The organism is Aquidulcibacter paucihalophilus (genome assembly GCF_002105465.1).
Taxonomy (GTDB): Bacteria; Pseudomonadota; Alphaproteobacteria; order Caulobacterales; family Aquidulcibacteraceae; genus Aquidulcibacter; species Aquidulcibacter paucihalophilus.
On the sequence record NZ_NCSQ01000013.1, the window covers coordinates 1 to 23,947 of the forward strand.

A 23,947-nucleotide genomic window follows, 5' to 3' on the forward strand; every position below is an offset into this window, starting at 1 on the left:
ACCAAACCGATTTGGGAATCCCCTTTGTCAACAGGCCCTAAGCCTATGGCGACACGACTTCAACAATGTGCGGCCCCACAGTGGAATCGGCGGGCTTGCGCCCGCTGCGCGCCGTACGCTCTCGCAATGTGGAAGCATCGCTCCCGGCGCGCTTCCCAAACACCAAACTTGGCGGTATCANTGTGTATAAAAATTTGATGGCGGCGGCTCCCATACACCTTTCTTTAGATAAAAGTACCACACCGCAGCGTGATGAATAAACACACCAAGTGCTAAATAACCACGCAACCCATCAATGGAAATAAATCGATCGTTGTTCGAGTGTATTTTAATACTCGATCCAAGAAATATGCACACTATATTTGCAGCGAGGAGCACTATAATTGCGGGTACTATGTCAGTCGGCTCCATTTTGAATCCTTTTTCGCCAGCAGGAAATCAGTTTTACATTTTCGGTTACGTGCCAAGTGGAGTTTTTCTTAAATAACTGGATGGGTGCTTTACCTTTGAATAAAACATGACCCTTAACTCAGCGCATCAAACAATTCTAAAGACTTCAAACCTGAATATCAAAAAATGGGCAAAAAAATTGAGCCCATGAAAAGAAATATAAAACGGATGATTACGCACTCAGAACTTCCATTTGGCAAATTACAGCCAAATATTCGGAAGAAAATATCTCAATAATCCACGCACTGCATACTTTATATTATTCCCAAGCGATTGATAATTATTACGATTTGAACCGACGCCATTGGCAATACACTCGCTCCTCCACCTGAGGCTAAGAAGTGGATCGGGGAGATGCAGCAACTCCAGCTTGCGAGGGATAAACTCCTCGATATGCGAACAATACCCAATCATCTCGTGACGCGATTCCTGAAAGTGCTTGCTGTAGAACTCTCGTTTAAAGTAAAGTAACTGTGTCCGCGCTCGGAATGGATATCGGATACCTCTAGACCTAATTCGATAGCAATCAATCGCAAATAAAATTCTTGGGTCAATCTCATCCAAAAGCTTACTAATAGTTGGAAATATAAGTCGGCCGGTAACTTTTATAATATTGTCGTTTTTCTGGAACAGCCGACTATTCGCAACGGCAAAGTCAATAATGCCCAGTTCCCCATATCCGTAATGTACCCCTTGGGGGCGTTCAGTATCAACAAAAGATAAAAACTCAAACTCTCTGCCAACACTTGACTCCAAGTTTGCAAAGAGCTCTGAATCAGCACCGGAATTGTCACAGAAGACAACTCCACCGATACGATCATCTGGATGATTGAGCCAAAACTTAACAGCGTTTAGGTACTGGTTTAATCTTTCCCGCTTGTCGACTAGCAATGTTTGGTCACGATAAAAGGTCGGATTTACAGTCGATGTTAAAAGAATGAGAAACTTTCTCTGCATTATTAAGATCCGTCTCACTTTATCCGATAGCATTGTTCACAGGGTGCAAGTCTCAAATCTTTGACTCGTTAAGCAGTCGACTGCAACAAACAACTCAACTCTGTAAATTGCAGTGCTCGTTACAGCTGGTTGCAGAGCAGGTTATGCGTGTATAAATCTTATGCTCGCGAAACATTCATTCTTTTTGATTGGTTGATCCGTTTAACTTTGAACTGCGATTATACTATTGTTGCACCTTAGGCAGTGCAATTTGGTAAAAATCATCAAGTGTCACAGAAGCCTTTAATCTTATCTGCTCGACCTGAGCAATATCAAATTTCGAGACGTAGGCACCGATTTGATCAAGCGTTTCTTTGACGTCCAAGGTTGACAGCGAAACAATCGGAACACCTTGGCCCCCGGTGTATTTGTCAAAGTCCACATACTTGTGGTCATAATACTTGCCCTCGGTCACAGGGACAAAGGGACAACCTGCAATCCCGGACAGAATGCAACCATGGAAACTCATGCTCAGTGCAAACTTCGCTTTATGCGCCAATTCAAACAACTCATATTCGTCTTTTACACGGCCAACCGAGGAAATCTTGGTAGGGTCAGTGAGGTGGGCCTTTAGGGTATCGAGCACTGATGCATCGTCGCAGAAAGTCGAATCACTCACACCAAAGAAAACAGCTGGCAATTGATACTCTTGAATCAACTCGTCGATCAAAAGTGCAATACGCTTGAAGTCCGCTTTACTGATCTCATCATTGGTATCAAAAGTCATGCTTCGCAAATTGACCAAGAAATATTCAGGTGCTTGGCCGCGGCTAGAAGGATAAAGCTCAGTGGCGCTAAAGACTTCGTCATAAACAAGACGCTGATCGCGGTCGGCCTCGCCATCAACTAGAAGGTCAATATCCAGCTCATTTCGCGTGACCCAATAATCTACAAACTTAAGGAGAAAGTGCCGAAGCTCTGCTCGTTCGTGGGTTTGAAGCGGTCCATATTGCTGTGGCCCAAAGATGACTTTGCCACCGGCATTGTGCGTCAGTTTAGCGGACGCCAAGAGGGCAGGGGCATTAAGGGAATACCATTGGCCGGAAAACTGTGTACCACCATAAACAAAAAAGGCCTCTGCGGCGCACAAGTTGGCCTCAATCCGACGGGTTTCGAGAAAATTCAACATGCTGAACAAGCGAACGACGTGCCATCTTGCCCAATTGATGAAGCTCTTGGGCATTTTAAGGCGACGCATTAGATGTTCTGCGCGCCATAATGGCGTCTGCAATCCATTAGAGATCTCGACTTTAAAATCGGTCGCGAAAGAGCCTATGAATGGGGTGTTTACGTCGTGCAATTGCACCAGAATCTGAGACGACGGTAAAATCTTTTGAATGCGGAAAACCACCGCCTTTAAAAGGCACTCGTCACCCAAAGAATCTTGTCCATTGTACGAGCCTGTGACGATTAACATTACTACTCCTTTGACTAACCCCAATGCATAAGCGCGCTAGCGCAATGCGACAGGTTTAAATTCCCTAAAGTTTGCCAAACAGCAAATCTTTACAACGAAAGGCTACAAAAGTAGCCTAGCGATCCCACAAACGAAGCTTCAACAACTAAGGGTTAATGAGCTCTTCCACCTACCGATAATATTGAGCCTGCTTTTCGAACAGACTGGCATAGTGGCCATTTAGAGCCATCAGCTCTTCATGGGTTCCTTGTTCTTTGATTTCACCCTTGTCGAGAACATATGTATAGTCGGCCATTCGGATGGTCGACAGTCTGTGGCTGATGATCAGCGCGCCGCGATCACCGATGCGCTCGCGGAAATTGTCAAACAGTTCGAACTCAGCTTTGGGGTCCACCGCGCTCGTCGGCTCATCAAGAATGATGAATTCTGATGCGGGGAAAAAAGCGCGGGCCAGCGCCAACCGCTGCCACTGGCCAATGCTGATCTCCTCGCCATGATCAAACAATTTGGTCAATGGCGTCTCATAGCCCAACGGCAAGGACTTGATGTAATCATGCGCGCCAGCCCGCTCGGCCGCTACTTGTATGGCGGCCAGATCATCCGGCAAATCGATGCTGCCATAGCGAATGTTATCGCGGACGCGCTCAGGATACTTGGCGTAATCTTGGAAGATGACGCTGAAAACCTTACGGTATTCAATTGGATCGTAGGTGCGGATGTCTTGGCCATTCAGAGTCACCTGGCCCTGATCTGGGTCATAGAGCCGGCACATCAATTTAATCAGTGAAGTCTTGCCAGAGCCATTCTCGCCAACCAGAGCAACAATTTGCTTAGGTCGGATCTCAAAATTGATGTTTTGCAGTGCAAAGCGCTCACTCTGGGCATAGCGGAAGCTAACATTATTGAGTTTTAAGCCTTCGACGACCGGCCGGACTAAGGCGACCGGTGAGTCCGGTGACTTCAAATTGGGCTCAACAGACAAAAAGCCGAACAATTGACCGAGATATAATTGGTCATCGACAAGGCGCGAGATGCTAGAAACCATCTCCGTGCCCGATCCCTCTGCCCGGCGAAACAACAAGACAAACATGACGACTTGGCCGATGGTGAGGCTCCCCGCCAGGGCTTGCTGAATCAAAAAGGCTGTCGCACCAAAGAAGAAAATCGCGCCGATTGCGGCAACTCCCAATTCAGCCCAGGTGCGGCGCAATTCGATGCGCAATTGCTCATTGCGAACCTGCCGCTTGATGCTCGCATAGGTCTCGCCCAAGAACCCGCCAAGATCGCTGACCCGGAATTCCTTGGCGTACACATCGGAAGTCAGCATCCAATCCAAATAGCTCGCACGGCGTTCCATTTGGCTGCGCTGTGTGCGCCAACGAAACATCGCCCGAGTAAAATGAACCCGGACAGCCAAAGCAATCACAACTGTAATCAATAAAACCGGCAGCATACGGGCTTCAATGCCCGCCAGAAGCACCAAAATACCAACAAGCATAACCCCACTACGCAACAGCGTAATGACATTGGCGATCACTTGGCTGGGTCGTTGAGAACCAGCTTCACGGGCGCGCTGAAGCGAGTCGTAATAAGCGGGACTTTCGTAAAATGCCAAATCGACGCGCGTAGCTCGGTCATGAATCTCCCGATCCACGAAATCGCTGACGATCATCCCCTGCTTCATTCGCAATAGACTAGCTAATGAGGTCGCAAGGACCGACGCCATGATGCAGCCACCGGTAATGCCGAGCTGGATAAACACAGCCGAAGTTAAGCTGTTGTGAGTGCCGATGGTCGCTGTAGCGGCCGTAATGGTGTCGACGAGGTGCTTTACCGAGTAGATTACGCCAAGCGCTAAAGCCGCTTCCAGCAAGGTTGCGAACAGTACCGTAGCTGCCAAACCTTTGCCCGTGCGAGACAGAAGCGAAAGCGTCTTGCTCCACACAAATGCAGATGTCTTGATGGTGGAAGTGATGGACATTATACGAGAACTTTCGCGACCAGAGCGCCGGTCAATTCAGAATCGGTTCGAATACGAACTCATCGTTTATTCGAGGTTTGCACCCCAAGTACGAGGGAAAGCAGCACTGTCCCGATCAAGCGAAGAACATTCTCGACTTGGTAGATCCAATACAGCGACGGGGGTTTAGGGCTGGCTTGCCATTGCGCCACATGGGGTTTCACGCTGCGTTGAATCCAGCGTTTCCAAGCCGTTTGCATCAATTTAGGCGATAGCTGCCAATTACCCATGAATTGCCCCATTACCGCTTCTGACTGAAGGAAATGCTCGGTCTCATCGTCGCCAGTCAAATTGAAGATTGCCAGCTTAAGGAAGCGGCCTCCATTGGTCGATGACAGATCCTTTGGCCAAGACTTTGGGTTCTTGCTCAAGCTATTCATGTCCAGCGCGGCCGCTACGGTTGCTTCGATGCCCAATTCTCGGGCCAAAGCGAGGGTCGCTTCGCGATCAAATCTTGGGTGAGAAGCCATGGCATCCATATCGGCCAACCAATGCAAATGCGACCAGAAATGTCTGGAATGGTGCAGGACGACATAGTTGAACAACCAGGGCAACGGCATGGTCAAATAGGTCACATTATTGATGACAACAGGGTCAGGCTCGATCTTGGGCATGATGCCGTCAAAGATACCCGTTGCGGTCTCAATCCGGCGATGCAGCTCAATATGTACGTGGTCAGGTGTGATGAGCGAGATCACGTCTTGGAACCGGCGAGCAAAGTCAAATTCGTCCGGCGTTTCCGCAAATTTCCATAAGGTTGGGCTAAGTAACAGCCGATAGCCCTGATCCAGCGCGCGTTGCAACACCAAATCATACCCTGAACCTTCAACAAAAACGTCGATATCACGGCAACGTCTAACACCAACTTGGCCATAATATTGGGCAGCAAGTGTTAGGCCTTTCAAATATAGGTGTGACGCATTAACGGGCTCGATACACGTCTTGTGGAACTTTTGCTGCGCAGCCAACAGACGCAGTGAATCAGATGCCACTTGGAAGGTGGAATTGCGCGCTTGTGCGACCACATGCGCCGGAACATCCGCCTTAATGGCTTGCAGGTGTTTCATCGCCAGCGGCACGATAAAGCGCTCGCTGCAGGTTTTCACGAAGCCATCCCAATCTTGAATCGTGCTCGCGAGCTCTTTGGCTAAGTTTGCCTGCGCGTCGGTTAAATGGGGGCGAGCGAGTAAGATTATAAGCTGAGATACCGTATCGGTCTCAACCTCCGCCTTATCGAGCCAGTCTGATTCACGCATCCGAAGCATTGAAGGTCTTACTTTTCAAAAGTTACTGCCTGCCTTGGCAAGCTTTTTTAAACATGATCGAAGAGGACAAATTGTTGAGTACCGAATGATCTTTAGATTGGAACATCCGATACTCGCAACCCGCCTTTTTGGTGCTGGGGAGATACACAAGAAAATTTAGACTGAGTATCGCCGCACTGGTTTGTTGTCATTTGACGCTTGATAAGAATTTTTCTCGTTAAACCAAAGCATTCAGCAATGGCAATTAATGCTCTTCACTTATTTCATTTCAGTCGCCGTTCTGTGAATGAAGTAATCACCGAGGACTAAGACATCCATATTTGTACGAAGGAAGCAGTCTAGCGCCTCTTCTGGGCGGCAGACGACCGGCTCATTCTCGTTGAAACTTGTATTCAACACCATCGGCACACCGGTTTCAGCGCGGAAAGCCTCAATCAAGGCGGCGTAACGTGGATTTGTCTTTGTCGAGACAGTCTGGAGGCGCCCCGAACCATCCGCGTGGGTGACTGCTGGGATTTGGACCCGCTTGTCTTCGCGAATTTGGAAGACCTGCATCATGAATGGTACGTCGTCATTTTCCTCAAACCAATCATCAACGTGATCCTTGAGTATGGATGGCGCGAACGGACGGAAGCCCTCACGACGCTTAATTTTCGCATTGAGGATTTGCTTCATATCTGCCCGGCGCGGATCACAAACGATAGAGCGGTTCCCCAAAGCGCGTGGACCCCATTCCATCTTACCTTGGAACCAACCAATGACCTTACCTTCTGACACAGCCTTGGCCGTGCGGGTTGCCAATGCAGTCTCGTCAGGAATTAGAGACACTTCGCACCCAGCTGCATCGACATCGGCCTTACGGGCATCAATCGCCGCAAGACAAGCAGCAGCATCATAGGATGGACCCCAATAGGCATGATCCATAACAAATCCACGGGCACCACCCTGACGGTGCCAGACAGAGAAGGCGGCCCCAATCGCACCGCCGGCATCGCCGGGTGCTGCATGGACATAGACGCGCTTGTATGGCGTTTCGCGACGGATTTTGCCATTTGCCACCGAGTTATTGGCGCAGCCACCCGACAACACGATATCGGTCAAACCACTTGAAGCACGGGCTGCATTGATCAAGTTGAAGAACGCCTGTTCGTACATGACTTGGGCCGAACGGGCCAAGTCCATGTGCTTTTGCTCAACGGGTTCCTCTTTCTTACGACGGGGTCCTAGCAATTGCTCAAGTTTGTCCGAGAACAAATCTTCGAACACGGGTGAACCGTTATCCCACTGATATGGAACGCTTTCACGGTGATGGCGGAAGTAATCAGTATTGAGCTTGAAGCGACCGTCGCTTTCAAGTTCAAGCAATTGCTTCATGGCGTCCATTTGGTTTGGCTGACCGTAAGGGGCGAGGCCCATCACTTTGTATTCATCGCCATAATTTGGGAATCCAAGATATTGGGTAATGGCTTGGTAGAATATCCCTAAAGAATGCGGGAAATAGACCCGCTTCTCGATGTCGATCTTGGTGCCGCTGCCGACACCCCAAGCCGCACTGGCGAAGTCCCCAAATCCATCAACCGAAATCGCAACCGCGTCTTGGAAGGGCGATACATGAAAGGCCGAGGACAAATGCGCCATATGATGTTCGACTGGTAGGAGTTTACCCTTGAATGTCTCTCCTGGGAACACAGCCTCCAGAAGAGCGTCGGCACCTTGTCTTTCCTTGCGGGTGCGCAGCCGATCCAAGACCAAGCCCATCTCTGGGCGAGACTTCGCCAGATACTCAACCCGCTGCCACATATTGGCTTTGGTATCTTGGTTGAGCGCGACGAAATCAATGTCGCTCAATTGAGCGCCGGCTTCCTTCAGGCACCACTTAATCGCCTCAGCTGGAAAGCCTGACCAGTGCTTGACACGCAAGAAACGCTCTTCTTCCGCTGCTGCAATCAAGACACCGTCGCGCACGATGCAGGCCGAGGCATCGGCATGGAAAGCATTAAGCCCAAGGATCAACATGATGTTTCTACTTCCGATTCTTTAGTTGAGGAGTGCTGCTTGGCAATAAGCCTATTGTCAGCGATTTGGAGCGCGAGGAGGATCTCGGCGTATAGCCGTTGCAACGCATAGTGCCACCCATTCAGTCCGTCCCAAGCGCAGCCACGGACAAAAAGGGTAAAGAAAAAGACTAAAGGCGGTGTCAGCCACCCCATACGCCGAAGCTTATCGATCGGCCGCAATGCCGATGGATCGGCAGAGAGTAAATGTGCCGCCTCTGCACGGGCATAATTGGTCTGTGAAGCAAGCCAGCGCGACAAGGGCTTTCGGTCGTCATGGAACACGGGCGAACTTAGGTCGTCGACTTGACCTGCGATGACGACCTTATGCCCATGGCCAATATTGTTATAGGTCGCCAGAGCCCTTCGGTATAGGATGGTCCGGGCCGGATAAAGCGCGCCACGCAACGGTTTGCCATGGATCAGATAAACAAAGGCCGCACGGAAACCGCTCTGAGTTGCATGTGGCGTCAACTGGGCCAACTCACGTTGCAAGTCATTGGTGAGCACATAATCCGCGTCGAGGGACAGCACCCATTCCGTTTCGATCTGGGAAAGCCCAAACATGCATTGTTGTGCAAAGCCTTCAAACTTGTTGAAAATCACCCGAACGCGTGGGTTTGCCGACAATACATCCAGGGTTCCATCTGTACTGCCACTGTCAATCACCACAATTTGCTTGGCCCAATCCAAGGCTTCGAGCGTCCGGGCGATGTTGTCGATCTCATTAAATGTAATGATCAGCGGCGTTACCGAGTCAAGAAACGACTTTGAACCGCATGCCCGGTCGGGCAACGGCTCGCTTGCTTGCTCAAGATACACACTTTTAGAGACCATAATATTCAATGTTACTCTACCATTTCGCCAATCATTTGGATTCTAATCCAATATTGGCACAACTTGGTGACTACCACTGCAGTCAATGCAAGAATGATGGCGCTAATTGGCCATCGCGCTCAGTCCACTTGCACACAAGCTGGTCGATCCGCTTTACCCTGCAACCAAGCATAGACATCCAAGCTTGTCTGAGCCGCTCTATCCCAACCAAAGTCCCGCTCCATCCAAGCCCGACCAAGCCGTCCCATCCTAGCGCGTTCTTCGGGCGAGGTGTCGAAAGCACATCGCAATGCATCCGCAAGGGCTGTGCTACCATGCTCCACCCACCAGCCACAGCCCTCTGCTTCCAGACCCGGCCAGGGCGCACCTTTGGTGACAATTACGGGCACTTGTGCAGCCAATGCTTCGGCGACAACAAGGCCGAAGTTCTCGTTCAACGTCGGCAAGACGAACAGGTCTGCCTCCTGATAGGCTGCCGCTTTTCCCGCACCAAAAACGGGCCCTTCAATAGAAACACGCCTTAAACCAAGCTGATTGGCCAGCGCGCGTAGCGCGTCGTCATGGCCGTTCTCCGCCGGCCCAACGATTTTCAACTGCCAATTCGGCGCACTGCTTTCAATGTGCGACCAGGCTTCAATTAGCCGATCTAGTCCCTTTTTGGGATGAATGCGACCAAGGGCCAAAACAAGTCGCGGCGCATCCACCGGTTTCTGTGCCCGCTCGATTGGTGTCAGATCGATCCCGTTACCGATTACAGCAATCGGGGCCTTTAGGCCAAGAGCCCGAATTTCCTCATATTCCGAAGCAGCAGTCGCATGGAAGCAATCAACCGCTTCAAGGGCGCTCCTCTGTGCCATATGCCATACAGGCCACTTCTTCCAAGCGGAGATGCGCATGGCTTCTTTGGATAACATACCACGAGGCGCATGGACGAGCTTCACGGATGCTGGATGTCGCCGTTTAGCTTCAGCTGGATAAAGATTCGGCATCAGCCAAACCCCATGTGCTTGCAAAATAGTCTCTTGAGCTCCAAGGCCTCGCAGGCTTTCACGCATCTTGGGCGAGGCACGCCGCGGCTTCAAAAATGGATTTGCAGAACTTGGGTAACCGACAGCTCTGACGCCCTGCTCAGCTTGGCCGCGCGATTCCCCAGATGTCTCCACATAGTGGATCTCTACTGCATGTCCCAATCGCGCCTGCGCCTGTGCAAGCGCGGGTACACTATAGGACGGACCACCATGGTTCCGCGAAAGTCCCGCAATGATGTGCTTGATGCTAAGTGACTGCACTTAGAAGATCCGTCGATTAATTTTGCTGATGGCCGACATGGCAATTAGGCTAAGCATTTGGAAGGTGTACTGATTATCTTGCTATTCGATCAGACGCGCGAGATTTTGACTATAGCGTCGACCATAAGCATCCCAGCCCAAAGCGTCTAAATCCTCTTGCGACAGGGGTGCAAGCGCCGGCCCATCCAAAAGCCGCTGCGACAAGCTCGACAGACCAACTCTGAGTGCCTCCGCGTGGTTGGCGTCAACGATGATGATACGATCGGTCAAGGCCGGCGTGAGTTGTAAGTCCGCTCCACCGGTGTTCTTTGTGCATAAGATAGGTAGGCCTGTTGCCAGCGCCTGCGACAACACCATCCCAAAGCCATCTTCTCTCGATGCCAAGACAAAGGCATCCGCCTTCGCATACAAACCCGCCAATGCCTGCTGATCTACTTTGTCATGATGGGTAAACTGGGGGTCTCCAGTCGGAAATGGCACATCGCCCAAGGTCCCAACATGGATCAAGCGAACTTTTGGATTTGCTCGGACAGCCTGAACCAACAAATCACAGCCTTTACGGGCACACCAGAGACCAGCATAAATGAAGGTTACGCTCTTATTTGGTGTTGTGCGAGGCTGCAGCGGAAACTGTTCTAAATCGACGCCATAGGGGTTTTTGACCAATTTTGCGTGCGCCTTAGGATCGCGCTTAAAACTGGATTCAACCGTCACGGAGGGGATACTGATCCGGTCAGCCATCTCATAGCCCGCCAACTCTCGTTGGATCGATAGTACTGTAGGGCGCTCAGAATCTGGGTTGAGTGCGAGGATCTCATCTTGGGCTAGAACATGTTGGCTGCCGCGCTCTAAGATCAGGGTCGCACCATATGTTTCGCGTGCGAATTGCGCCGCCTCCAAATAAATGCCGGACATGAAAATAAAAACGTCACATTCCTTCAGGGTGGCTTTGACCGCCTTGTTTAGGGCCCACCAAGTCAATCGCTCGCACAGCTGGGGGGCTATCTGGCCGAATCTTGTTTGCCAAATCGCGAAAGGGAACAGAGCCGGAAAAAGATCTACATGACACGCCGCCGGCAAGCCAAACTCCACAGCCCGCTTGCGCGGAACATAGGAGTAAAAGCGTACCTCATGACCAAGCTTTGCCAATTCTCGAGCGAGATAGAGGACGTGGAAACGACCGGCTGTCGCGATGGCGATTTTGAGTTTGGGCTTGGTCATCGAAGCCTACTGGCGGAAACATTTCCTTTGAATGCCGACTTCCGCATCCTTGCGATCGGCCGACCGTCTCGATCCAAAGCTCCAAAGCTTTTGAGCGTAACCAAAAAAGTTTTGGCGACAATGAAGGATGCTACAGTCGTCACCATGATCTCGAGCAAGTTGCCATTTGGCTGCAGCATTGCGGCACCGCACAACCCCCCGACGAGGATTGGTCCGAGCTGACCATCATCAAGGCCCCTGCGTAAGGCTCTATCAAATCTTGCCAAGATAACACCCCAGATAAAAAATCCTATAATGACGCCCGGTTGGCCAAAATTCATAAAAAACTCTAACGTCTGACCGATACCTACACTTGTATCCGCTGCGAATGTCACACCAGTAAACTCGCTGACTAGGTCTCCCCCGCCGCCGACCACGGGCTTATCCGGCCAAATAGCCCTTGGTATTAGCGCCCACAAAGGCACAGTTGCACCGTGTACTAAGTCAACAAAACCATAGTTATAGTTCGCAACGCCCGTCCCCACCAGAACGCTCTCGTTCAAGCGCTCGAGGAGCATTGTTACATGTTCTTTTTGATTGATATCTAATGGTTCGAGGTTTGCAATCATTCCAAAAACCGTGTTTAGGCCGCCGCTTAAGTCGGTATTTTCTTGCCAGACGTTTTCACGGAGAACGTTGCGGTCCGCAAAGTAGGCTACGCTAAAAGATAGGCCTCCATAGACCAGAAATGGCACTGCAACGAGAATGGCCACTTTTTGCTTTGAAACAACATAGGCAAAGCAGCAGATTGCAAGCAACCAGAATGTGCCAAACCCTAAAAATCCGCCAGTAATCATTGTTGAAAGCGGCAATAGCGGGACCGAGAGCAACCCTAAAACTATCCGGCGTATGTTTCGAGCTTTGAAAGCGTAGTAGAGATAGTACCAATACCCCACGACGATCAACAACCCGGCAGCGCTGGCTAACGATGTCGCAGACGGAATGAATGCCGCAATCGGAATAGCGAAGAAGTACGCAACGACACCAATTCCAAGAATTAACAAACCAAACTGTGCGGTTACCCGTTCATCCAGCTCGACCAACACTTTAGCTTGTTTAGGCTTGAACTCTAATGCGTACCCAGTTGCGGCTCCAGCCAGGAACGCCACGAGCCCGGTCAACACCATTTTGAAACCAAGTTCGGCAAGCCACTCGTTATCCGTCCCTGCGGCCGCCCCGGTGTAGCTGAGGATTCCGGGAACATAGATGATAGACAAGCTGAAAAAGTATCCGATGACCAAGGGACCAGATTTTCTGCCGCGGCCAACGATAAAAACCAGCAAAATAATTGCGAGAACTACCCAATATAAGAGAAGCGTACTCATCTTTGACCACCATCTAGGGGAGATAAAGCATAGATTGTCGTTAGCATCTCTTGCAGCCTATCCCTATAGGTATTGTGGCCTTTTCGGATTCGGGTCCGAATGTTTTTGCCTAATAGCTTGGCTTCATCAGGATGGCTCAGCAGATGCTTGACCAATGCCGCTGCCGCATTCGGTGTTGTGAAGTATCGGACACAATCACCATCCTCGCCAAAAATGGCGCGATGCTCTGACGTGTCTTCCACTAAAGCGCAGGCACCGAGGGCTCCGATTTCATACGAGCGCATCACATGCCCATCGCGATTAGCTCTACGAACGAGGCAAAGATTGGTTTTTGCAGCGCGCGTTACAGAGCGCATCGCCTTGGGAGATAAATTGCCCAAAGAAAAGCCACTAAGATCGTCGTAGCGATCCCAATAGCCACCAGCCAAGGTAGGGGTCACTCCAAGGGCAACTAATTCACGGATCAAGCCGGCACGCTCATCATCCGCACCACCAATAAACAAAAGCTCTGGCGCTGGCCCATTGTGATCGGGTTCGATCTCGTCTGGGAACAAGTCGTGATCATATCCAAAGGGCAAATACCGGACCGCGCGACAGGGCAAGTTGGCCAGTTGGTCCATTGTGCTTCGTCGCGGCGAAAACACGACATCATAGTTTTGTAGCGCTTTGAAGTACCAGCGCGCGCCCATAACCGGATTCCATGGATCATCGGTCGCATAATGCATGGTCTGGACGCCGCGCTCGCGGAGCGCTTGCAATACCCCTGGAAGGATGGGAGCGAGGCCTGTAGTCAGCACCAAATTCGCCTGATGCTTGGCGACCGTGTCCAAAAGTGCCTGTCCGAGTTTTTTAACGTGCACCGGCCGCTTGTCGCATAGGCGCCAGAAGAGCGAATTCACCAAACGGTGTCGCGACTCAGCCATCTTGATTTCTTGAACGGCAACAGGGACGTCCATTGCCTCCGCGGCGCGGGAAAAGCTGCCAGCCAAGTGAGTGCCACTCACATCGCCAACCACAACAAGACGTGTTTTCTGACTCATGTCGACATGCCACCCGCTGAGCCCTTGCTTGCCCCGGGAACGGCAAAGGTGATTGCCTCAAGGAGGCCCGCGACCGCAAGGTCGATCGTATAGCCGGCCATGACATGTTGGCGCGCAGCCTGCGCAATCTGACCATGAACGTCTCTGTCATTGGCCCAAACGCTTAAGGCGTCAGCAATGGCTTGCGGTGTTGCAAATGGCACAACAGCGCCAGTCACGCCTTGAATAACCAAATCATTAGCGCAGCCTACGTGATCACTGACAATAGCAGGAACGCCACAAGCCATGGCTTCATTGACGACCAAGCCCCATGTTTCACCATAGTCTGAAGGCAGGATGAGGCTGTCTGCGATGGCGTAAGCAAACGGCATTTCGGTTTGGTTCAGAAAGCCAGCAAAGGTACAGGGGAGTTGATGCGCAGCAGCGAAGCGGACCGCTTCGTCTTTATCCTCACCATCTCCAACAACTAACCCATGTACTTTTGCACCCGAATCCCGGGCCAAACGTAGGGCTTCAAGAAAGTCCATAACCCGCTTTTTTGCCTCGAGCTTACCGGCAAACAGAGCGACAAATGCATCTGGCGGAATCTGCCATTTTGCCCGCGAGGCATCGCTATGCTCGCGGCTCGCTTCTGCATTCTTGGCAAAAGTTTCATTATCAATGAAGTATTTGGCCATAGCGATCTTGTTTGTATCGATCCCTGCATGCTCGAAAAACTTCCGATTGGAGTCGCCAATTGCTAGGACGGATCGAACGCCGCGCATATATAACCGATGGAATGCCTGTGCGGCTGAACCTCGTGTGCGCAATGCATTACTTTCGCCGCGCATAATGAGCGGAATTCCCCGGAGTTGGCAGGCAAGATAGGCCTGCATCAAGGTGGCATCATGCCAGCCAAGCATAAGCGCGACATCTGGCTTAAAGTTGGCGATGTGGCGGCCGAAGTCAAAACAGAGCCGATGAAAGAAACCAGGCTTTGTCCCTGGGATCTGAATAGTCTTTGCGACGACACTATCAAAGCCACCCCGGACCGGCACATCCCAAACAATTGGGCGACCAAAACCTAGTCCTTGCTCCTTCGGTGCTGGAACATAAGAAAAGACAACCCGGACCTCCAGATCAAGGCGGGCCGCTAAGGCGCGGAAAAGCGGCGCTTGATACTGGATAGGATGAGAGGTGAAGATGATCAGACGCACAGATTTACCTAATACTGCTCTTGGGAGTCGCTGGTTGAGGGTGGGTACCCGATGAGAAGAACTTGTCTTTTGTCCTATAAGTGCATTGGGACATCAGGACTTCTTAGACAGAAGCGGCAGGACCGCATCGCAAAACACGCGGTCGTAATTCCAATCGTCTAGAATTTTAGCGCGCCGCATTTGATTGCCAGCGCGATGGGTGTCGACATTAAGAATGACAGACGAGATCGTGTCATAAAGGCTGTCAACTGACCGTGGGTCTGCTGCGACTGCAAAGTTTGGCGTAACGAACATGTCGATCCACTCAGGTAGATGTGAAACCAGCGGCATCAAGCCACACGCCATATACTCAAATGCCTTATTCGAAGCACCAGCCATATGCGCCATATTGACGTCATCACTTTCGGGCGGCATCAAAGCGAGGCCCAAATCGCCTATTTGGGCGGTAGTGAACAAATCCGAGCGTTGAACTTGGCCCAAATAGCGGATACATCCTTCCATAGGGGTGCCCTCGACCGCTTTAATAAGACTCTCGACATAGCCAACATTCGATCCCGATTCATATCCGGCAATGACCAAATTTACGCTGCCGCCAAAACGCTTAAGCGTTTCAACCAATGTAAATGGGATGCGGTCAGGGGTTATTGAACCGTGATAGTAGAGCGTAAAGGGTCTGTCTGAATCCGACAATAGGCTGTTCGTCGAGACTTCTTTGTGACGCGGGAGGTTCCAGACCACCTTCAACTTATCTGAAAGGAATGGAACTTCTGTGCGTACATGACGTGCTCGTTCTGCGTTTGGAAATACAACCACATTTGCCAGTTTGAACATTTGAGCGCGTGACCAGCGGATGAGAGGGTTAAGATCACTTTGCCGATTTGGGCTATCATGCTCGTGATAGACAACGATCGACTTACGGATCAGCCGTGCCAATAACCCCGGCAAGGTACCCAAAGAATCTGAAACATAAATAACATCCGGCCTATGCCTAAGCGCTAGGCCAATGGCTGCCGAGCAATATTGCAGGTAATCTGCAGGCGAAACAGTAAAGTCCTTTCGCAGCGACGTTTGGTACTCACGAATGCCAGCCTGCTTCGGCAGAATTAGGTCTGACGACTTACTGGGTGACGACAAGTAAGTTACGTCCCAACCATGCTCAGCCAAAATTGCCCCAGCATGCATCAACGGCGGATAAGCACCCGGATTTGTAACTTGAAGAAATAGAGCTCTAGGCTGTGTCACGAAACGGGCCGGCTGTTTGAACAAAGTCTTTGGTAAATGTCATGCATATCTTGCGCTACGTCCGACATAGTTCGAGGAGTTTTGATATTTCGGGCGAGTTGGGGCAACAGATCGGCGTCGCTAACCAAGCGCTTAATCGCGTCCGCCCAAGCACTGACATTTCCTGCCTCTACAAGCAAGCCGTCCTGTTGATCTGTCACAAGTTCGCTGATGCCACCTAAGCGAGAGCCCAAGACAGGCACACCTGCGCCAAAAGCTTCATACACAACCAAAGGCCCGGTCTCGAGCCAGGTGGATGGCACACAAATCGCATCAAACAGTGCCATTGTCTTCAGCACTTCTGGACCTTTTATTGGAGAGCGGAACGCAATCCGACGGTCCTGAGCTGCTAGCTGCTTAAGAGTCTGTGCAAAGGATTCTGATCCTTTTTGTGAAATTCCAAAAACGGAGAGCTGCAGCGGCAAGTTTGGCATTGAGAGGACGGCTTGGATCAGTGTATCGATGCCCTTGGTTGAATCCAGCCTTCCAAAATAGGCAAGCTTCAAAACACCATCTTGTCGTTTTTCGGGCGATTCCGGGGTAGATGAAACGGAAGGCTGGATTAACCCTTGCCGGATAATTGAAAGTTTCGCTTCCGGAACGCCATTCCGTTGGAGAACATCGCCGACCCAGTCACAAACTGCAACCACATGATCAGATTCAGCCATCAGTGCATGAAATCGCCGATGACCATCCTCAACCAAAGCACGCATGCGAATGCCAAGCCAATGTCTGCGGCGCAGGCCAAGACGACCTATGACACGACCAACCGGAGCTGGAATCCTCGATCCAATTCCTGCCAAACTCGCTGAAACTCCATGTGATGCAAGAGTACAGGCGGTGCAGCGCTCGGGCAGCAACACACCATCACATGGCATTTCTCCAAAGGCCATCATGGTCCCTCGGAAGCAACTGACTGTAGGCGTGTGATATGTGAAGACTGTTTTTGCGGAATGCAACTTTGCCATTGTGAGTAAGCGAGTCGAAACCGCTGAGCTAAATGCGTGAAGATGAACTATATCTGGGCGAACTTGCGAGAGTATCTTTTCAAATGAACTTGCAGCTGTGCTGTCCTCCGCCCCATACGAGATGTCAGGCCCATCAACTGCGAGAAATCTGAAGATGTTTATATCGCCGACTTGATACGTTGCCTCCTCACTTCCAGGTGCAGCAATTACAGCCTCATGACCCCAGTTTAAGCTCTCAAGGGCAAGTGCCTGAACATAGTATTCAGTGCCTCCCATCGCCTCAGGAGCGAATGTAAATGGAACGTGAAGGATCCTCATCTAAGACAAAGTCTTTATCGACTTTAAGTCAAACCGAACTGCGCCATGCCCTTGCGATTGGCTTAGAGTGCCGCTTTCATCATTTTGTATATGGCCGCCAAATTCAAAGCATAATTCGTGCGGAAACCGGTCAAGATACTCCACCCCGGGATCAATCAACGAAATCGCCAAGCGATAAGTGCCGCGCGCGAGTTGTGTGCTATCAAAATCATAACTCACGTCAGATTCACCAGGTTCAAGTCGTAGCTTATCACCCTCAGCCCAGCAACCAATTGAAGCCAATCCTACGGGCGCGCCGCTAAAGTCGAAGATCTTGATATGAACAGCGCATCGCAGCGCTTCCTTCGCCGCAATTGACAAGTTTATCCTAATTCTTGGCCCAACATCGACCGCAGCCTTCAGGATACCAACGGCGCCGAAAACAGGACCATCGCGAACCGCGCTGGCTTGATCAGAATGTAGGGCGGAATAACATTGAATAGCATCTCCGATATCCCCCCGATGGACCACAGCGCCTGATTTCAAGACAATACCTGTTTGGCACAGGGCTTGGACTGCACCCATGTTGTGGCTAACGAACAAGACAGTGCGTCCTTGGCCCGCCACATCTTGCATCTTGCCTAAGCACTTTTTCTGGAACTCCGCATCGCCAACTGCCAAAACCTCATCAATCACCAAAATTTCTGGCTCAAGATGCGCTGCAACAGCGAAAGCTAAGCGGACATACATACCGCTAGAGTAGCGCTTTACAGGAGTATCGAGGAAGCGTTCGACCCCTGCGAAATCAACAATTTCGTCAAACTTCCGCGCGATCTCATGGCGGGTCATCCCCAAAATTGCCCCGTTGAGATAGATATTCTCACGCCCCGATAGCTCTGGATGAAATCCCGTCCCTACCTCAAGAAGGCTCGCAACCCGGCCTTTGATTTGAACGCTACCCTCAGTCGGCTCTGTAATCCGCGATAAAACCTTAAGCAGTGTGGATTTGCCAGCACCGTTGTGGCCAATAATGCCCACAACTTCGCCGCGCTTGATCTCGAAGTCGACGTCGCGCAGGGCCCAAAAATCTTCAACTTCATCGCCGCCAACGATCGCCTTGCCTTTAAGCATATCGGCTGCGCCTCGGCCAAACCGCGAGAAACTCCGGATGATCGCATCTCTAAATGTTGGCACCTTCTCATGCGATTGGTGACCTATAATGTATTTTTTCCCAAGGCCTTGGGCTCGGATAACGATATCTTCTGACATAAAAAGCTTTCAGACTTCCATTTGACTCTTGGGCGCTATTGCGACGATCACAACATTTGCCTCTGATCCATAAAGATTAAATTCCGCCGAAGCAGTCTTGGCCTAGATTAGGCGGCCAAATTTCTGTTGCAGAATAGGGACGGGATCGAAGGCAAAGAAGCTAAAGTAAACGCTATCGCCTTCGCTGAATTTGTAGATTTTCCCGCCAGTCTGCAGCCGGAGGAAAGCGTTCCAAAGGCCCAACCCCCTCAAGGTTTGCTTAAACAGGCGAGACAAAAATGAACCTTGACCCATATTGTTTGGGTCAGAGATCAGAACACCAACACGTGCCACCCGGCACATTTCGGATACAGCCGCTTTGTAATCCTTGATATGATGTAGGACAGCGGTTTCAATTACCCAGTCAAACTCATTGTTCGTAAACGGTAATCGGGTCGCGTCACCATCCACCAAATCACTTGGCTTGAGGCCTGCGGCATGACCAATTTCGCGTTGGTCGCGGCTGGGTTCTACATCAATTACTTTGCTAGCCGGGAAAACTTGCTGCAAAAATCTTATGCCCCGACCGGTGCCAGCGCCGACATCCAAGATTGAGGCATGACCGCGACCAAGCGCCAGGCCCTGAAACATCGCCAGCGCGCGCATATGCTCGTCATCGTTTGACAGATGCTTGTCTTCATAATCATCTACATGCGCGGCATAATATTCCCGTTGCCTCTGCTCGGCCTGTTTGTCGAGACGCATGAAGGTGTCCTTGAAGAAAAGAGCGCTACTTGGCTTTGGGCCAGCAGGCTATGATTAAACGAGGTCTGCGAAGGTTTTTTCGGTCGCTCTGAAAGTCCGAATGCCCAACCACAGGAAGAAAGCGACAACACCCAAACTCAATAAAAAGCCGGGCATATAGAGTTGCGACTGGCCACCCAGCAAACACCAGCGAAAGCCGTCAATCACCCCGACGATTGGGTTAAGCGAATAGAGCAAGCGCCATTCCTGTGGCACAACTGAGCTGGCAAAGCCGACCGGGGACACATACATCCCAAACTGGACGATAAAGGGCACGATGAACCGAAAGTCTCGGTAGCGCACATTAAGCGCCGTCAACACAAGCGCAGGCCCAAGGCTCGCCAAGATCGCAAGCAGCACAAAGAATGGCAGAAAAATGATCCGCCAATCCGGGAAGAAGCCCAAAACCACCATCAGGCCTAAAAGCAAAACGAAGGTCACCATAAAGTCGACAAGGGCAACAATCGAGCTAGCGACAGGGACAATGAGGCGGGGAAAATAGACTTTGCTGATCAAATTAGCATTTGTAACCAGACTGCCCGCCGCTTGGCTCAAGACCGTCGAGACGAGGAACCACGGCAGCATCCCAGCCATCACCATGACGGGGTAAGGCGCGGTCCCTTCGCTTGGTAACTTCGCCATTTTGCTGAATACAACCGTGAAGATAAGCATGGTCAAAAGAGGGCGAACCACGGCCCAAGCCACGCCAATCACTGTTTGCTTATATTGTACGGCCACATCGCGCCATGCAAGGATTGCGAAAAGCTCCCGGTAAGACCAAAGGTCCGACCAATAATTCCGTTCTGTCCGTCCGGCCTCGAGAATGATCACTCTCTCAGCATTGCTGGGTGAAGCTTGGTTCAGGTCAGAAGTAATATTTGCTTGATTTGTCATCATTTTCTCGAACTTTAGGCGGCTAGACGACCAATTAAATGAGATAGTGCAACGTTGAACACGGGCTTGCCAAAACGTTGGTGAACGGCATCAGAAAGGTCTTTACCGGAGGTCATTGGCTTGCTCAGGGCTTCATCCAAAGCTGCCGGAAATCGAACTTCGTCGACGCAGACACCAAGGGCTCCATCTGCCAATGCATCCTTTGCCCCAGCGATAGCTAGGCCCATTGCAGGTGTCCCCGCTGCCATGGCCTCCAAGAAGACGATACCAAACCCCTCCCCGGTTGATGGCAAGACAAACAGATCCGCCGCATTGTACAAATCATTCAAACTGGCTTGAGAGACTTGTCCAAGAAAGCGGACATGGGTCCCTAACCTTCGAGCTTGGGCCAAGGCCTCCAGTCGGGCCTGATCATCGCCATCCCCTGCAATCAAAAACGTTGCCCTTGGATGATTTTTCAACAAATGCGGCAGTGCATCGATCACGCGATCATGCCCCTTATAGCGCTCCTGTGCGCTCAGGCGACCAACAGCCAACAGCACCAATTCGTCCTTCAGTCCAAATTTTTCGCGTGCTGCGTTCCGATTACTAGGTGCAAAGGCTTCGCTGACGGTGTTCGGGATGACGACAAGGTTCTCCGGAACAACATCGCATTGAGACAGGATGCGCATGCGCGTATCACGGCTTACGCAAACGACACAGTCCGCTTGCTCCAGTGCCCAGCGTCGCAGTCCGCTGAGACGCCCCCAGACCTCGATGCCATGCACTTGTATGACCAATCGTGCACTCGCAAGTTTTGCAGCCAATGCTGCTAAAGGTGCCATATAAACGTGATTGCAGAACACCACATCACAGGCGTGCCGCAATGAAAAAACGGCGTTTAGGGCATAGGTCAAGCGACTGGAATTGGCTATTCCTTGATGCACCTTGGCTGGCAGTGCCTCCACTTTGTCGACCGCGCTGCGTGGCAAAACAGAAATCTTGTCGATTCGAGGATCAAGCGAAAGGCTTTCCAGCACATCGCGGGCGGCACAAGCGATTCCGCCACGGCCGCCATAGGCCTCGGTGACAAGCGCCAAAATTTTGAGTTTATGATGCATGATGAACTGTCGCTTGGGGCGTTATCGCCGCCTCTAGGACTGTCGCTTGTGTTGGCCTTGGCGGTACAAGCCCCAGCGCCCAAGCCCGCGACGCATCGCCTTTGGTCACCAAAGCGGGACCATTATGATTGGCGATCCAACGACCAGTTGGCACACCAAAGCCCGTTTTGGCACGATCGGTAATTGTCGTCGGTAAAGGCTTGCGGGCTGATTTTGCCAAGGCCTGTTTCCCAAATCTTGGTCCGAAAGCGCGCAAAGTCGGGGCGACTTGCTCAAGCAACACACAATCCACAAGCGGGGTGCGTATTTCGAGACTATGAGCCATCCCTGCCCAGTCGGAATCGCGCAGCAATTGGTTCCGCATGTAATTGCTGGACTCCAAGGCGCACACGCGCCCCATGTCAGAATCTGGGTCAGGCCGCATACTTGCTGCAACGCGCTCTAGCGGCTTCAGGCGGCGCATACCCTCGCTCAATAACTCAGGGTCTAAGACCGTCTTCAATTCGAACGGCAAAAACAAGCCACGACGCAGAAGGTACGCGCCCGGATACGTGCCGCCATAGGTCAGCATGCCGCCAAGCTTTGGCGACACACCGGCTTGTTTGAATAAGCTATACGCTGCCCGACCAATGGCTCCCATGCCAGGAATAGCAGCGGGTAGCGCAAGATATTTCACCCACTTTGGAAGTTCGCGGGAACTTGGATAACCTGCTAAGAGCTCATCCCCGCCAAGGCCGGAAAGGGCAACTTTTAGCCCTGCTTCATGGGCAGCCTTTGATACGAACCATGTGTTCACGCCATCAATCGACGGCTGGTCCATTGTCTCTAAAATGGCGGGAAGGTCGCGCTTAAACTCCGCTTCATCGACCCAACGTACAACATGCTCAGCCTGATAGAGTTTTGCGACCTCACGCGCGAGGGGCGTCTCATCCTCTGGCGTGTTCTCAAACTCCTTAAAGCCCAGCGTGATCGCGCGAATTTTGTCTTGGCCCGCGTCTCGCATCAAACCTAAAAGGGCACCGGAATCGATTCCGGCAGAAAGAAAGACGCCAACTTCTACATCGGCGAGCAGGTGGGCGCGGACACTATCCAGCGCGGCCTCTTGAATGCGTGCTTCGACTTGTGTGGGCGTCCACAGGGTGTTTGGGGCCTTAGCCAAAACATCCGCAACAGTCGAATAAGGTTTTGAGGGATGCACCCCTGCGGCATCTACAACTTGCGTGTGGCCTGCTGGTAATTGGCGGATATCGCGGTAGCAGGTGAAGGGCTCTGGCACGCTGCCCCAGAGATAGAAGCCAACAACTCCCGCAGGCTCAGGATCCCGGCTAATCTGGCCGCCGGCTAGAAGCGCCTTAACTTGACTTGCAAAGCGCACGGTCCAGCCATCATTGGCGATATAGAGGGGCTTGATCCCGTAAGGATCACGCGCAAAAAACAAGCGCCGGGCGTCACGATCCCAAATTGCGATCGCAAACATGCCGCGTAGACGGCGCACCATGGCTTCACCCTCGAGCGCATAAAGGTGCAGGATAGCTTCGGTGTCAGAGGTAGTGCGAAACACACAGCCTTGGGCTTCAAGATCGCGGCGCAACTCTGGATAATTGTAAATCTCACCGTTGAACACGATGACGTATCGGCCAGAACCATCGGTCATTGGCTGGTTCGCGCGTTCAGAAAGATCTTGGATCGATAGCCTGCGATGGCCGAAACCAATCCGGCGATCCTCGCTCCACCACGCGCCAATCCCATCAGGACCACGACGATACATATGATCACGCGTGGCAATCAGCTCCGATTCAGCTGGTGCTGAGGCCGATGGATGATAAGCGTAGATACCATTTATGCCGCACATGGGGCTAACTCATCTTCCTCAAGTGTCCAGCTTGGAGCATCGAATTGCGCAAAGGAGCGCACAAATATCCAACTTGCAAGCTCCGGAATAGCTACCGCACCGCGCCTTACAAGGCTCGGTTCTATATAGTCGCTGCAAGCACTTACAATTCAGATCGTGTGAAAACCAACTGAATTTTGGCTTGTTGCGTTTGTCGCAACCTGCCCAGCTGAACTGTAGCCTATAATGATCAAATATGTCGTATTTTTAGACAGGTTTTGATCAGGTATTTACTCAGCAAAGACAATGCCAGAGCGGTCAATGGATGGGCTCATGACCTGAGCCCTTAGGGTCCCTCGTTCTTTATGAGAGTCC

The 23,947-nt window shown here is 51.4% G+C and carries 18 protein-coding genes; all 18 read right to left on the bottom strand.

Annotated features, from left to right (window positions below; translation table 11 throughout):
• Positions 1-651 precede the first annotated feature (651 nt).
• Positions 652-1,407, bottom strand: a complete 756-nt coding sequence (locus tag B7364_RS00665; protein WP_157893389.1) for a hypothetical protein — start codon at positions 1,405-1,407, stop codon at positions 652-654.
• Positions 1,408-1,630: 223 nt separating this feature from the next.
• On the bottom strand, positions 1,631-2,887 hold the full coding sequence (locus B7364_RS00670; RefSeq protein WP_157893390.1) for a polysaccharide pyruvyl transferase family protein: 1,257 nt from the start codon (positions 2,885-2,887) through the stop codon (positions 1,631-1,633).
• A 145-nt stretch (positions 2,888-3,032) separates the two neighbouring features.
• Positions 3,033-4,844 carry an ABC transporter ATP-binding protein gene (locus tag B7364_RS00675; protein WP_085338017.1) on the bottom strand — a complete coding sequence of 604 codons (1,812 nt, stop codon included), beginning with the start codon at positions 4,842-4,844 and terminating at the stop codon, positions 3,033-3,035.
• Positions 4,845-4,903: 59 nt separating this feature from the next.
• Positions 4,904-6,148 carry a nucleotidyltransferase family protein gene (locus B7364_RS00680; RefSeq protein ID WP_085338018.1) on the bottom strand — a complete coding sequence of 415 codons (1,245 nt, stop codon included), beginning with the start codon at positions 6,146-6,148 and terminating at the stop codon, positions 4,904-4,906.
• A gap of 258 nt (positions 6,149-6,406) precedes the next feature.
• Positions 6,407-8,164: a carbamoyltransferase family protein gene (locus B7364_RS00685; RefSeq protein WP_085338019.1), complete on the bottom strand. Its 1,758-nt coding sequence runs from the start codon at positions 8,162-8,164 to the stop codon at positions 6,407-6,409.
• A complete protein-coding gene (locus B7364_RS00690; RefSeq protein ID WP_085338020.1) occupies positions 8,158-9,039 on the bottom strand; it encodes a glycosyltransferase family 2 protein in 882 nt (293 codons plus the stop codon). The genes B7364_RS00685 and B7364_RS00690 overlap by 7 nt, the downstream gene beginning before the upstream one ends.
• A 119-nt stretch (positions 9,040-9,158) precedes the next feature.
• Complete coding sequence (locus B7364_RS00695; protein WP_085338021.1) at positions 9,159-10,328, bottom strand: glycosyltransferase; 1,170 nt, start codon at positions 10,326-10,328, stop codon at positions 9,159-9,161.
• Positions 10,329-10,409: 81 nt separating this feature from the next.
• Entirely contained in the window at positions 10,410-11,549 is a 1,140-nt protein-coding gene (locus B7364_RS00700) for a glycosyltransferase family 4 protein (protein ID WP_085338022.1), read from the bottom strand.
• Positions 11,546-12,913, bottom strand: coding sequence for a hypothetical protein (locus B7364_RS00705; protein ID WP_085338023.1), 1,368 nt, complete (start codon positions 12,911-12,913; stop codon positions 11,546-11,548). The genes B7364_RS00700 and B7364_RS00705 overlap by 4 nt, the downstream gene beginning before the upstream one ends.
• Positions 12,910-13,953 (bottom strand): CgeB family protein, encoded by a 1,044-nt coding sequence (locus B7364_RS00710; protein ID WP_085338024.1) that lies wholly within the window; start codon positions 13,951-13,953, stop codon positions 12,910-12,912. The genes B7364_RS00705 and B7364_RS00710 overlap by 4 nt, the downstream gene beginning before the upstream one ends.
• Positions 13,950-15,149 carry a glycosyltransferase family 4 protein gene (locus B7364_RS00715; RefSeq protein WP_085338025.1) on the bottom strand — a complete coding sequence of 400 codons (1,200 nt, stop codon included), beginning with the start codon at positions 15,147-15,149 and terminating at the stop codon, positions 13,950-13,952. The genes B7364_RS00710 and B7364_RS00715 overlap by 4 nt, the downstream gene beginning before the upstream one ends.
• A 93-nt stretch (positions 15,150-15,242) precedes the next feature.
• Positions 15,243-16,391, bottom strand: a complete 1,149-nt coding sequence (locus B7364_RS00720) for a glycosyltransferase (protein ID WP_157893392.1) — start codon at positions 16,389-16,391, stop codon at positions 15,243-15,245.
• Positions 16,388-17,716: a glycosyltransferase gene (locus B7364_RS00725; protein ID WP_085338027.1), complete on the bottom strand. Its 1,329-nt coding sequence runs from the start codon at positions 17,714-17,716 to the stop codon at positions 16,388-16,390. Before B7364_RS00725 ends, B7364_RS00720 begins: the two co-directional genes overlap by 4 nt.
• Positions 17,717-18,964, bottom strand: coding sequence for an ABC transporter ATP-binding protein (locus B7364_RS00730; RefSeq protein ID WP_085338028.1), 1,248 nt, complete (start codon positions 18,962-18,964; stop codon positions 17,717-17,719).
• A 102-nt stretch (positions 18,965-19,066) separates the two neighbouring features.
• Positions 19,067-19,708 carry a class I SAM-dependent methyltransferase gene (locus tag B7364_RS00735; RefSeq protein WP_085338029.1) on the bottom strand — a complete coding sequence of 214 codons (642 nt, stop codon included), beginning with the start codon at positions 19,706-19,708 and terminating at the stop codon, positions 19,067-19,069.
• Positions 19,709-19,762: 54 nt separating this feature from the next.
• Positions 19,763-20,641: an ABC transporter permease gene (locus B7364_RS00740; protein ID WP_106407525.1), complete on the bottom strand. Its 879-nt coding sequence runs from the start codon at positions 20,639-20,641 to the stop codon at positions 19,763-19,765.
• Positions 20,642-20,655: 14 nt separating this feature from the next.
• A complete protein-coding gene (locus B7364_RS00745; protein WP_085338031.1) occupies positions 20,656-21,741 on the bottom strand; it encodes a glycosyltransferase family 4 protein in 1,086 nt (361 codons plus the stop codon).
• Positions 21,731-23,593: an asparagine synthase (glutamine-hydrolyzing) gene (gene asnB / locus B7364_RS00750; RefSeq protein ID WP_085338032.1), complete on the bottom strand. Its 1,863-nt coding sequence runs from the start codon at positions 23,591-23,593 to the stop codon at positions 21,731-21,733. Before asnB ends, B7364_RS00745 begins: the two co-directional genes overlap by 11 nt.
• Positions 23,594-23,947: the final 354 nt, after the last annotated feature.